Source organism: Nocardioides glacieisoli (assembly GCF_004137245.1).
Lineage (GTDB): Bacteria > Actinomycetota > Actinomycetes > Propionibacteriales > Nocardioidaceae > Nocardioides > Nocardioides glacieisoli.
In genome coordinates this window covers 33,565-45,884 of the sequence record NZ_SDWS01000015.1, presented here as the reverse complement: position 1 = coordinate 45,884, position 12,320 = coordinate 33,565, and the positions used below count along the sequence as shown (strand labels likewise).

Sequence of the window (12,320 nt, the reverse complement as noted above, 5' to 3'; positions counted from 1 at the left end):
TGCCGTCCGGTACAGGTCGTAGGTCCCTGTCCGCGCCGGAGCGACCGGCGCACGCTGGCCACATGCCGGTCTGCACGTCACCCATGCCCGCGGCGGTCCTCACCTCCGACGGTCGCCACGCGACCATCCGGCCCCCGGACCAGGGCGACCGGGCCGGGCTGCTGGACCTGCACGACGGGCTCGACGACGCCGCCCTGCGGCTCCGCTTCTTCAACGTGAGCCACGCCGCCGGGCGCCACTACGTCGACCACGTGCTGGCGGCGCGTCCCGGAGCCGTGATCAGCCTGGTGGCGGTCGTGGACGGCGCTGTCGTGGGGCTCGGCACGGCCGAGCTGATCACACCGGACGCCGCCGAGCTGGCGTTCGTCGTCTGCGCCGCGGAGCGCGGTCACGGCCTCTGCACGCTGCTGCTGGAGCACCTCACCGCGCAGTGCCGTGCGCTCGGCATCAGGCGGCTGGTCGCCGACGTGCTCCCGGAGAACACCCGGATGGCCCAGGTCTTCCGCGACGCGAGTCCCACCGCCGAGCACCACCTGGAGCACGGCGTCATGCGCTACGAGCTCGACACCGATCCACCATCCAGGGAGAGCGACCAACCATGACCACCACCACCGTGCCGAGCACGCCGCGTCCCGCGGAGCAGGTCCCCTACCCCGTGCACGTCGACGCCGAGCTGGATCCGCAGCTGAGCCGCGGCCTCTGGCTGGTGAAGTGGCTGCTCGCGATCCCGCACTACCTCATCCTGGTCGCACTGTGGATCGCGTTCGCCCTGATGACCGCGCTGGCGTTCGTCAGCATCGTGGTCACGGGCAGGTATCCCCGCAGCCTGTTCGACTTCAACGTCGGAGTCATGCGGTGGAGCTGGCGGGTCAGCTTCTACTCCTACAGCGCGCTGGGCACCGACCGCTATCCGCCGTTCACGTTGGCGGACGTCCCGGACTACCCGGCCCATCTCGAGGTGGACTACCCCGAGCACCTCTCGCGCGGACTCGCGCTCGTGAAGTGGTGGCTGCTGGCGATCCCCCACTACCTGGTCATCGCGCTTTTCGCCGGCGGCGTCGGCTACGGCGTACGTGGTGCCGACGACTCGCCGCTGCTCAGCATCAGCCTCATCGGGGTCCTCGTGCTCGTGGCCGCCGTCGCGCTGCTCGTCACCGGCCGCTATCCCCGGTCGGTCTTCGACCTGGTGCTCGGCCTGAACCGCTGGGTGCTGCGCGTCGCGGGTTACGTGAGCCTGATGACCGACCGCTACCCGCCGTTCCGGCTGGACCAGGGCGGGCACGAACCCGCCGCAACCGGGGCCGCACCGGACGACCTGCAGCCCCGGACCACACCGCCCGTCGAACCCGTGCGTCCCGGACCGGACGGGTGGACGGCCGGCCGGGTCGTGACCCTCGTGGTGGGCTCGCTGGTCGTCCTCGCCAGCCTCATGGTGGCCGGGACCGGCGGCACGCTCGCCGTCATCGACAGTGACCGCCGCAGCTCCGACGGCTTCCTGATGAGTCCCACCGAACGGCTCGACACCGAAGGCTTCGCCATCGTCTCCGAGGACGCCCGCGTGCAGACCGACGACGTGTCCGACTGGCTGCCCGACCACGTGCTGGACGACGTACGGCTCGCGGCCGGCTCGGCGGACGGCGGCGAGCTGTTCCTGGGGATCGCCCGGTCCGAGGACGCCGCTGCCTACCTGGCGGACGTACGGCACGACGTCGTGAGCGGGGTCGAGGACAGCGGACCCGTGTACGAGGCGGTCGCCGGCCGCGCGCCCGGCTCGGCGCCGATCGACGAGTCGATCTGGGTCGTGTCCGACGTCGCTGCCGAGCCCGAGGTCACGTGGGCGGTCGAGGACGGCAGCTGGACCGTGGTGCTGATGAACCCCGACGGGTCGGCCCGGGTCGCGGCGGACCTCCGCGTCGGCGCCGAGGTCCCCGCCCTCCAGACGCTCGTCGGCGTCCTGCTCGCCGCGGCGGCGCTCCTCCTCCTCCTCGGCGCCGTCCTCGTCGCCGTACCCCTCCGACTCGCTGCCCGCACCCACCCCGAAGGACCCCGCACATGACGACCACCACCTCCGTCCACCCACACGACCAGCTGGTCGGGCAGCTCGCCGCGCCCACCGAGGCCGAGGTCCGCGCGCTCGACGCCTGGTGGCGCGCGTGCAACTACCTCACCGTGGGCCAGATCTACCTCAAGGACAACCCGCTCCTTCGTCGCTCCCTCGTCCCCGAGGACATCAAGCCCCGCCTGCTGGGCCACTGGGGCACCAGCCCCGGACTGTCCTTCGTCTATGCACACGTGTCCCGACTGATCCGGCACACCGGCCAGCACGCCATCTACCTCGCCGGGCCCGGTCACGGCGGCCCCGCGCTGGTCGCCGCGGGCTACCTGGAGGGCAGCTACACCGAGACCTACCCGCAGGTGACCCGCGACGAGGACGGGATGCGCCGGTTGTTCCGCCAGTTCTCCTCCCCGGGCGGGATCCCCAGCCACGTGTCGGTCACGACGCCCGGATCCATCCACGAGGGCGGCGAGCTCGGCTACGTGCTCGTGCACGCCTTCGGTGCAGTGATGGACAACCCCGACCTGCTCGCCGTGGCCGTGGTCGGCGACGGGGAGGCCGAGACGGCACCCCTCGAGGGGTCGTGGAAGGGCATCTCCTTCCTCAACCCCGCCCGCGACGGAGCGGTGCTGCCGGTCCTGCACCTCAACGGCGCCAAGATCGCCGGGCCCACGGTGCTGGCCCGCAAGGACCCGGCCGAGGTGCGTTCACTCTTCGCCGGTCACGGCTACGAGGTGATCGAGGTCGAGGGCGCCGACCTGCCCGGCATGCACCTCCGGTTCGCTGCCGCTCTCGCCCAGGCCTGGGGCACCATCCGCGCCATCCAGGACTCGGCCCGCGGCGGTGACTGGGACGGGAGCCGCCCACGCTGGCCGCTCATCGTGCTGCGCAGCCCCAAGGGCTGGACCGGGCCCGACGTGGTAGACGGCATCCAGGTCCTCGGCACCCACCGCGCCCACCAGGTGCCGCTCTCGCGCGTCAAGGAGGGCCCCGACCACCTGCGCCTGCTGGAGCAGTGGATGCGTTCCTACCGGCCCGAGGAGCTCTTCGACGCCGACGGAGCGACGGCGCTCGTCCGGGAGGCCAACCCCGCCGGAGACCTGAGGATGAGCGCGACGCCGTACGCCAACGGTGGCCGGATGCGGCCGCTCGACCTGCCCGACCACCGCGACTTCGCCGTCGACGTGCCGGCACCCGCCACGGTGCGGCGCGAGTCGACCCGGCAGCTCGGCGAGCTGCTGCGCGAGACCTACGTCCGCAACCCGCACACGTTCCGGCTCTTCTCCCCCGACGAGACCACGAGCAACCGTCTCGGCGCCGTGCTCGAGGTGTCCGACCGCGCCTTCGCCGAGCGCGTCACCGAGGCCGACGACCACGTCTCCGTGGACGGTCGCGTCATGGAGGTCCTCTCCGAGCACAACTGCCAGGGGTGGCTCGAGGGCTACACCCTCACCGGCCGCCACGGCATGTTCGCCACCTACGAGGCGTTCGCGATGGTGAGCGCGTCCCAGACCATCCAGCACGCGAAGTGGCTGCAGGAGGCAGATGCGCTGCCGTGGCGCAGGCGCGTCCCGAGCCTCAACATCCTGCTGACCTCCACCGCGTGGCGCAACGACCACAACGGCTTCAGCCACCAGGGCCCCGGACTGATCCAGAACGTCATCACCGCGCGCGGCACCGTGGGCCGGGTCTACCTGCCGCCGGACGCCAACTGCCTGTTGTCGGTGGCCGACCACTGCCTGCGCTCGACGTCGTACGTCAACCTCCTCGTCATCGACAAGCAGCCCCAGCTGCAGTACCTGACGGCCGAGGAGGCCGACGAGCACTGCGCGCGTGGCGCGGGGGTCTGGGAGTGGGCGGGCAACGACGACGGCACCGTCGACCCCGACATCGTGCTCGCCTGCGCCGGCGACGTGGTCACGATGGAGGTCGTCGCGGCTGCCCAGATCCTGCGCGAGCGCCTGCCCCGGCTGCGCACACGTGTGGTCAACGTGGTCGACCTGATGTCCCTGACGCGGCACCGCGACCACCCGCACGGCATGCACGAGACCGCCTTCAAGGAGCTCTTCACCGACACCGTCGACGTCGTGTTCGCCTTCCACGGCTACCCGGGTGCCGTCCACCACCTCGTCCACGGACGGCCGGACACCGACCGCTTCCACGCGCGCGGGTTCACCGAGCAGGGCACGACGACCACGCCTTTCGACATGGTGGTGCGCAACCACGTCTCGCGCTACGACCTCGTCATCGACGCCATCAACAACGCACGCCGGACGCCGCCCGGTGCCAGCGACCTCAAGGCGTGGTGCGAGGAGCGGCTGGCGGCCCACCACGCCTACGTGGTCGAGCACCTCGAGGACCTCCCCGAGGTGCGGGAGTGGACGCTGCCGGTCCGCGACGGGGCAGGCGGGTGACGCCGCCCGGACCGACCGTCCTGGTAGTGAACTGCGGCAGCTCGACGCTGAAGGCCGCGATCGTCGACCCTGCCTCCGGCGCGCGCCGCAGGTCCGCGCTCGTCGAGGACGCCCGATCCCCGGCGGACGCGATCGACCGGCTCCTCGGCGAGTGGGGCGACGACCTCGACGACGTGGTCGCGGTCGGCCACCGGGTGGTGCACGGCGGCATGGTCTTCTGCGGACCCGTAGCCGTGGACGACGCCGTCGTCGTGGCCCTGGACGGGTTGGTGGACCTCGCGCCGCTCCAGATGCCGCCGGCCCTGGCGGCACTCCGCGCTGTGCGCCGACGCCTGCCCGACCTGCCGCACGTGGCCGTGTTCGACACGGCGTTCCACCGGACGCTGCCCGAGGTGGCCCACCGCTACGCCGTGCCGCAGGAGTGGTCCGACCTCGGGGTCCGGCGCTACGGGTTCCACGGCCTCAGCCACCGCTACGTGTCCGGCCGCGCCGCGGAGCTCCTCGGCCGCCCGCTCGAGGAGCTACGACTCGTGTCGCTCCACCTCGGCAACGGCTGCAGCGGCACCGCTGTGCTGGACGGGTCGTCGATCGACACCACCATGGGCCTGACGCCGCTCGAGGGGCTCGTGATGGGCACCCGCAGCGGCGACATCGACCCGGGCGCGCTCGCCTTCGTGGGGCGTCGGCTCGGCCTGGGCCTCGACGAGGTGGTGCTCGCCCTCAACGAGCGCAGTGGCCTGCTGGGGCTCTCCGGGAGCAGCCACGACTGCCGCCTCCTGAGGGAGCAGGCCGGTCAGGGGTCGCGCACCGCGCAGCTGGCGCTCGACGTGTTCTCCTACCGTGCGGCGAAGGCGGTCGGCGCGCTGGCGGTCGCCCTGGGTGGACTCGACGTCCTGGTGCTGACCGGAGGCATCGGCGAGCACGACGCCGACCTGCGCAGTGCGCTGCTGTCCCGCCTCGGACTCTTCGGCCTCGAGGAGGACGAGGAGGCGAACGCGCGGCACGGGTCCGGCACGGCCGGACGGATCAGCCGTCCCGGTCACCCGGTCGCCCTGGTCGTGCCCACCGACGAGGAGCTCGTCATCGCGCGTGACGCCGTGGAGGTCGTGGTCGGCTAACGGGCCACCGCGACCGGGCACTGCGCGTGGCGCAGCACCGACTGGCTGACCGAGCCGAGCAGCAGCCCACCGACGAAGCTGCGTCCACGTGCTCCCACGACCACGAGCGAGGCGCTCGCGGACGCGTCGACCAGCGCCGTCGCTGGAGACGTGCCGATCGCCTCCAGCTCCAGCTCGACGTCGGGGTGGTCCTCCCTCACGCCGGCGACACTCTCCGAGAGCAACCGGCGGCGCTCGTCCTCGTCGGCCAGGCTGCGCGGCACGGCGCTCCAGACGTCCGTCGACGGGACGTGGACGTACCAGCCGTGCAGCGCCACCACGGTCCCGCCCGTGCGTTCGGCGCGTCGACAGGCGAGCTCGAGCGCGGCCCGGCTCCCCGGCGAGCCGTCGACACCCACGACGATGCGCCGGGCACCCGGGTCGCGTGGCTCGCGTACGACGACCACCGGCGAGGTGGCGTGCCGGGCCACGTGCTGGCTGACGGAGCCGAGGATCATCTCGCTCGCCGGGGCGTGACCCCGGCTTCCCAGCACCACGAGGGACGCCGAGGCGGCGGCCTCGAGCAGCTCGCCCACGACGCTGCCGACCGCGTGGTCGAAGGTGGCGACGCCCACCCCCGCCCCTGTCAACGCAGTGCGGGCGCGGTCGAGGACCTCCGGCACGGTCGACGCGACGGCGACCGGCACGCCGTGGCGCATGGAGACGACCATCGGGGTCTCCTGCACGTCCTCGACCGTCATCACGCGCACCGGCAGGCCGGTGCCGCGCGACTCCTCGGCCGCCCACTCCAGGGCGCGATCGGCGTCGGCGGATCCGTCGTAGGCGAGGAGGATGGGAGCGGTCGTCATGGCTCCACCGTGCCCCGGGGGGACCGCGTCGGGGCAGGGCCGTTGGACCTGTTCCGGGCGGCCGTCTAGCCCTGCGGGTGCCTGGCCGCGAACACTGCCGCCTGGGTGCGGCTCGTGAGGCCGAGCTTCGTGAGCACCGCGGAGACGTAGTTCTTGACCGTCTTCTCCGACAGCTGCATGCTCCGCGCGATCTCGCGGTTGGTCAGCCCTTCACCGACGTGCTCGAGGATGCGCTTCTCCTGGGTGGTCAGGACCTCCAGCTCCTCGTCGGCCGGCGGCCCGTTGCGGATGCGGTCCAGCACCTGGGCCGTCAACGCCGGGTCGAGCATCGACTGGCCGCCGGCGACGCGGCGCACGGTGTCGACCAGGTCGTTCCCGCGCACCTGCTTGAGGAGATAGCCCGACGCACCGGCCATGATCGCGGCGAACAACGCCTCGTCGTCGTCGTAGGACGTGAGGATGAGGCCCTTGATCGTGGGATCGATCGATCGCACGTCACGACACACGTCGATGCCCGATCCGTCGGGGAGCCGGCCGTCGAGGATCGCCACGTGCGGGCGGAGCGCCGGGATGCGGGCCGTGGCCTCCCGGGCCGACCCGGACTCCCCCACCACCTCGATGTCGCCCGTGGACTCCAACAGGTCCTTGATGCCGCGTCGGACGACCTCGTGGTCGTCGAGCAGGTACACGCGGATGGTCGTCTGGTCGTTCACGGTTCCACGCTAGGTCCGCACGTGGGGACCTGCCTCGGTCGATGGTCCTCCGTGGGCGGGACCTTGGTCCCTTCTCGTCGTCCCCTCCCCGGCCACCCCGCAGGGCAGCACGGCCCACCCGCGCGGGACCTGCGGCTCTCGTGACCACGCACACGGTGGGCGTAGCAAGGACGTGGCGACACCGTCACCCCGGCACTGTCGCCAGAGGGAGGGACACCGTGAACACCGTGAGGAACCCCGGAGCCGCACCCGGCAGAGAGGTCGAGGAGGCGACCGCAGCCGTCTCGGCTGCCGCCCTCATGGGCCGACCGGTGGCGTCGATCGACCACACGGCATCGGTGCGCGACGCCGCCACGGCGCTGGCGAGCGACGGTGTGGGCGCCCTGGTGGTCCTGCACGGCGAAGCCATCGTGGGAGTCGTCGCGGAGCGCGACGTCGTCGCGCACGTCGCGCTGGGTGCCGACCTCGACCACCTGTCCGTCGGGGACGTCATGCAGGGGGACGTCGTCACCACGACCGGAGATGCGTCGGCGTGGGAGGCGGCGCGAGCGATGACCAGCGCCGACGTACGACACCTCCCGGTGCTGGTGGACGGCCGCGTCGCAGGGATGCTGTCCATCAAGGACGTGCTGGCCGCGCTGAGCAGCCCACGGGTCAGCGGAGACTGATCGGCGGGAAGAACCGCGCCGGGTCCTCGTCGTCCTCGTGCACCCGCGCGGCCGGACCGACGATGAGTGGGTCGGGCACACCGACGAGCTCATGGTCCTTCTGCGGGTAGTCGAGCTGGGAGAGCACGACCCGCATGGCCTCGAGCCGCGCCCGCTTCTTGTCGTTGGACTTGATGACCGTCCAGGGCGCGTCACCGGTGTCGGTGTGGAAGAACATCGCCTCCTTGGCGTCGGTGTAGGCCTCCCACTTGTCCAGGCTGGCCAGGTCGGTCGGGGACAGCTTCCACTGCCGGACCGGGTCGGAGGACCGAGCGGAGAACCGGGCGGCCTGCTCGGCCCGCGACACCGAGAACCAGAGCTTGACCAGGTGGATGTCGGAGTGCACCAGCATGCGCTCCAGCTCCGGCGTCTCCCGCATGAAGTTGAGGTACTCCATCGACGTGCAGTAGCCCATCACCCGCTCGACGCCGGCCCGGTTGTACCAGGAGCGGTCGAACAGGACGATCTCGCCGGCGCTCGGCAGGTGGGCGAGGTAACGCTGGAAGTACCACTGGGACTTCTCCTGCTCCGTGGGCACGGTGAGCGCCACCACGCGAGCCCCGCGGGGGTTGAGGTGCTCCATGAAGCGCTTGATCGCACCTCCCTTGCCGGCTGCGTCACGTCCCTCGAACACGAGCGCCAGCTTCTGTCCGGTGTCCTTCACGTGGGCCTGGAGCTTCAGCAGCTCGATCTGGAGGAGCCGTTTCGTCTCCTCGTACTCCTGGCGCCGGAGCTTGGCGTCGTAGGGGTAGCCCTGCCGCCAGGCCGGGAGGCCGTCGACGCGCGCGACGTCGTCGGCCTCCTCGCCCTCCGGTCGCAGGTCGTCGTCCAGGTCGAGCAGCTCGTCCAGCTCCTCGGCGTGGCCGGGAGCGGTCGTGGAGGTGTCGGTCATGAGGTGGACGGTAGGCAGCACGACACGGCCGCACGAGGGCCGAAGGTCCGTGGCACCCGCGACTTCAGGCACTGCCCCGGTGGGTCACCGGGGCGGGACGCTGGAAGCCACCGACCCGAGGAGTCCGACCATGCAGTCCCCCACGAACGCCACGACGGCCACGATGAAGGCCCTCCGACTCGAGCACTGGCAGTCGCCTGCCGTGCTGCGCGACGTCGACCGTCCCGAGCCCGGCCCGGGCGAGGTCCTGGTCCAGGTCGGCGGAGCGGGCGCCTGCCACTCCGACCTCCACCTGATGCACGAGTTCGGCGAGGGCCAGCTCCCCTGGTCACCCCCGTTCACGCTCGGCCACGAGAACGCCGGCTGGGTGCACACGCTGGGCGACGGGGTCACCGGCCTCGAGCCGGGCCAGCCGGTCGCCGTGGTCGGCGCGTGGGGCTGCGGCACCTGCGAGCGCTGCCGGGCGGACCTGGAGACCTACTGCGACCACCCCGAGCGCACCCGCGCACCCGGAGGCGGTGGCGGCCTCGGGCTCGACGGCGGGATGGCCGAGTTCCTCCTCGTCCCCGACGCCCGCCACCTCGTCCCGCTCCCCGACGGGCTCGAGCCGGTCCACGCGGCACCGCTCACCGACGCGGCGCTCACGCCGTACCACGCCGTGCGTCGCTCGTGGGGCAAGCTCGGCCCCGGCGCCACCGCCGTCGTGATCGGGGTCGGCGGTCTCGGCCACCTGGGCATCCAGGTGCTGCACGCGACGACCGCGGCCCGGATCATCGCCGTGGACCCGCGGGAGTCGGCTCGCGACCTGGCCAAGCGGAGCGGTGCCGACCTCGTCCTCGCCCCCGGCGACGCACTCGCCGCGACCGTCCGGGAGGCCACCGGAGGCATCGGTGCCGACGTGGTGCTGGACTTCGTGGGATCGGACGAGACGCTCCTCTCGGCCGCCGCGATGGTGCGCCAGCTCGGCGACCTCACCCTCGTCGGTCTCGGTGGCGGCACCCTGCCGGTGTCGTTCTTCTCCCCGCCCTACGAGGTCAGCGTCCAGTCGACCTACTGGGGCAACCGCCACGAGCTGGTCGAGGTGCTCGACCTCGCGTCCCGCGGCCTGCTCCACGCCGAGGTGCGGGTCTTCGGGCTCGAGGAGGCCGTGACGGCGTACGAGCTCCTCGCCGCCGGCGCCATCGACGGCCGCGCCGTCATCGCACCGAACACCGAGTACCGGCCGTGAGCGCCGCGGCGGACACCACTCCGACCACCGGCTCCGGTCGCCGGACCACGGCCCTGGTGGTGTTCGAGTCGATGTTCGGCAACACGGCGCACGCTGCCCGGGCGATCGCCGACGGCCTGACCGAGGTCGGGGTGTCGGTCGACGTGGTGGACGTCGCGTCGGCCCCGGAGGAGCTCCCGGCAGACCTCGACCTGCTGGTGGTGGGCGCGCCCACCCACGCGTTCGGCCTGAGCCGACCGTCGACCCGCGCGGACGCCGTGCGTCAGGGCGCCGATCCCGACCACGCAGCGGTGGGGATCCGCGAGTGGCTGGGCGCGGTGCGCGTCCCCGCCGGCGCCACGACCACGGTCGGTGTCTTCGACACCCACGCCACCCAGGTCCGCTGGCTGCCACAGGGGGCGTCCTCCACGATGGCCCGGGCGGCTCGTCGCCGCGGCCTCAGCCCGGCCGGACGCCATCTCGGACTGGTCGTCAACGACGTGAAGGGTCCTCTCGCCGACGGCGAGCGCCAACGCGCGACCGAGTACGGCCGGCACCTGGCCGAGGGGCGTCGCACCGCCGCCGAACGCTAGGGCGTCTCGGCGTGCGGGGTGCTCGGCACGGTCCACGTGACGGTCGTGCCGCTGCCGGGCGCCGACTCGACCTCGACGTCGCCACCGTGCTTGATCGCCCGCTTGCGCATGTTGTCCAGCCCGCTCTGGGGCGCGTCGAGGTCCATCCCCTGGCCGTCGTCGGCCACCCTCACGGACACGCACGAGGCGTCCACCCGGACGTGCACGTGGACGGTGCCGGCCCGGGCGTGCCTGGTCACGTTGGTCAGGGCCTCGCCGAGGACCGCCAGGAGGTCGGGCACCACGGCCGGGGCCACGGCCGTCCGCAGCGGTCCGTCGATGGTCAGCCTCGGACGAAGCTTCATCGTGGCCCCTGCGCGGTCGACCAGCCGCTCGATCTCGCTCTGGACGTCGGACGCCTGCTCCATCGCCCCGAGCGAGAAGATGGTGCGACGGATGTCCTTGATGGTCCCGTCGAGGTCGTCGATCGCCTGCTCGAGCCGGGGTGTGACCTGCGGATCGCGGGTCATGTTGGCGACGCTCTGGAGCCCGAGACCCACGGCGAACAGACGCTGGATGACCAGGTCGTGCAGGTCCTGACCGATGCGGTCCCGGTCCTCGAAGACGATGAGGCGGGCCTGGTCCGTGCGGCTCCGTGCCACCTGCAGCGCCAAGGTGGCCTGCTCGGCGAAGCTCGCCGGCAGGGCCGGGTCCACGCGGCGGAAGCCTTCTGCGTTGGCCTTCGTCCACGCCAGCGAGAGGACGCCCTCGACGCCGCGGCCCGAGCGCAGGGGCACCACCATCACCGGTCCCAGCCTGGGCCACCCGTCGATCGAGGACGGGTCGACCGCCCGCGCGTCCGCGGCCACGTCCTCGACGGCGACTGCCTCACCGCTGCGCACCACCAGGCTGGCCAGCGAGTCCTCCATCCGCAGTCGCTGCATGGCATCGAGGTCCACGGGTGCTCCCGAGACGACCTCGAGGCGCAACGCCGCGCCGTCGGACCCGGTCACCACCCACGACACGTCCGCCCCCGAGACGGCCCGGGCGCGGTCGGCGACCGCCTGGAGCGCGTGCTCCGCCTCGGACTCACCCGCCAGCAACGCGACCGTCTCGGCGGTCGCGGTGAGCCAGGCCTGCCGGTGCTCGGCCTCCTCGTAGAGCGTGGCGTTCTCGATCACCACGCCGGCCGCAGCGGCGAGCGCGACGACGACCTCCTGGTCGATGTCGGTGAAGTCCCCGCCTCCCGCCTTCTCGGTGAGGTAGAGGTTGCCGAACACCTTGTCCCGGATGCGGATGGGCACCCCCAGGAAGGACCGCATCGGCGGGTGGTTCGCCGGGAAGCCGTACGACACCGGGTGCGCCGCGATGTCGTGCAACCGGATCGGTCGCGGATCGTCGATGAGGAGCCCCAGCAGTCCGTGACCGGTCGGGAGCTCACCGATCCGCGTCACCACCTCGGTGGCCATGCCGTGGTGCACGAAGGTGCGCAGCCCCCGGCCCGTCCCGGAGGCGAGGACACCGAGTGCGGCGTACTGCGCGTCGACCAGCTGCCCGGCAACGGCCACGATGCGCGCCAGTACGCCGTCGAGGGTCAGGTCACCGGCCATCGTGACGACCGCGTCGAGGAGGAGCCGCAGACGCGCCTGCTGGTCCAGCGCACCATCCATGCGCGCCAGGACCTCACGCAGCAGGTCGTCGAAGGCGACGGCGCCCAGTGCCGGCTCGTCGCCGTGCTGACCGTGCTCGCCGTGCTCCATCGAGCGCCTCCCTCATGTGGCGGACCTCAGGAA

The 12,320-nt window shown here is 72.3% G+C and carries 11 protein-coding genes; 7 read left to right on the top strand and 4 right to left on the bottom strand.

The window, feature by feature from the left end; all coding sequences use genetic code 11:
* The first annotated feature begins 62 nt into the window (after window positions 1–62).
* The 4 genes from EUA06_RS21330 to EUA06_RS21315 are packed head-to-tail and all read left to right on the top strand — an operon-like array spanning window position 63 to window position 5,588.
* A complete protein-coding gene (locus EUA06_RS21330) occupies window positions 63–602 on the top strand; it encodes a GNAT family N-acetyltransferase (protein WP_129479557.1) in 540 nt (179 codons plus the stop codon).
* Window positions 599–2,056: a DUF4389 domain-containing protein gene (locus EUA06_RS21325; protein ID WP_129479555.1), complete on the top strand. Its 1,458-nt coding sequence runs from the start codon at window positions 599–601 to the stop codon at window positions 2,054–2,056. The genes EUA06_RS21330 and EUA06_RS21325 overlap by 4 nt, the downstream gene beginning before the upstream one ends.
* The gene (locus EUA06_RS21320) at window positions 2,053–4,470 is read left to right on the top strand and encodes a phosphoketolase family protein (RefSeq protein WP_129479553.1); all 2,418 of its coding nucleotides are present in this window, start codon (window positions 2,053–2,055) and stop codon (window positions 4,468–4,470) included. The genes EUA06_RS21325 and EUA06_RS21320 overlap by 4 nt, the downstream gene beginning before the upstream one ends.
* Window positions 4,471–4,496: 26 nt before the next feature.
* Window positions 4,497–5,588 carry an acetate/propionate family kinase gene (locus EUA06_RS21315; RefSeq protein WP_242498307.1) on the top strand — a complete coding sequence of 364 codons (1,092 nt, stop codon included), beginning with the start codon at window positions 4,497–4,499 and terminating at the stop codon, window positions 5,586–5,588.
* On the opposite strand, the gene EUA06_RS21310 is transcribed toward EUA06_RS21315, so the two are convergent.
* Together EUA06_RS21310 and EUA06_RS21305 are read right to left on the bottom strand one after the other, a co-directional pair.
* Complete coding sequence (locus tag EUA06_RS21310) at window positions 5,585–6,436, bottom strand: universal stress protein (protein ID WP_129479549.1); 852 nt, start codon at window positions 6,434–6,436, stop codon at window positions 5,585–5,587. The genes EUA06_RS21315 and EUA06_RS21310 overlap by 4 nt on opposite strands.
* Before the next feature lie 65 nt (window positions 6,437–6,501).
* Window positions 6,502–7,149 (bottom strand): response regulator, encoded by a 648-nt coding sequence (locus EUA06_RS21305; RefSeq protein WP_242498306.1) that lies wholly within the window; start codon window positions 7,147–7,149, stop codon window positions 6,502–6,504.
* Window positions 7,150–7,376: 227 nt separating this feature from the next.
* Here EUA06_RS21305 and EUA06_RS21300 point away from each other — a divergent pair, with 227 nt between their 5' ends.
* Window positions 7,377–7,817 (top strand): CBS domain-containing protein, encoded by a 441-nt coding sequence (locus EUA06_RS21300; protein ID WP_165354492.1) that lies wholly within the window; start codon window positions 7,377–7,379, stop codon window positions 7,815–7,817.
* Here the strand turns inward: EUA06_RS21300 and ppk2 are convergent.
* Complete coding sequence (gene ppk2, locus EUA06_RS21295) at window positions 7,804–8,748, bottom strand: polyphosphate kinase 2 (protein ID WP_129479545.1); 945 nt, start codon at window positions 8,746–8,748, stop codon at window positions 7,804–7,806. The genes EUA06_RS21300 and ppk2 overlap by 14 nt on opposite strands.
* 130 nt (window positions 8,749–8,878) lie before the next feature.
* Here ppk2 and EUA06_RS21290 point away from each other — a divergent pair, with 130 nt between their 5' ends.
* Window positions 8,879–9,976 carry an NAD(P)-dependent alcohol dehydrogenase gene (locus tag EUA06_RS21290; RefSeq protein ID WP_242498305.1) on the top strand — a complete coding sequence of 366 codons (1,098 nt, stop codon included), beginning with the start codon at window positions 8,879–8,881 and terminating at the stop codon, window positions 9,974–9,976.
* Window positions 9,973–10,548: a flavodoxin family protein gene (locus EUA06_RS21285; protein ID WP_207208485.1), complete on the top strand. Its 576-nt coding sequence runs from the start codon at window positions 9,973–9,975 to the stop codon at window positions 10,546–10,548. Before EUA06_RS21290 ends, EUA06_RS21285 begins: the two co-directional genes overlap by 4 nt.
* On the opposite strand, the gene EUA06_RS21280 is transcribed toward EUA06_RS21285, so the two are convergent.
* Window positions 10,545–12,287 carry a sensor histidine kinase gene (locus EUA06_RS21280; RefSeq protein ID WP_129479543.1) on the bottom strand — a complete coding sequence of 581 codons (1,743 nt, stop codon included), beginning with the start codon at window positions 12,285–12,287 and terminating at the stop codon, window positions 10,545–10,547. The genes EUA06_RS21285 and EUA06_RS21280 overlap by 4 nt on opposite strands.
* Window positions 12,288–12,320: the final 33 nt, after the last annotated feature.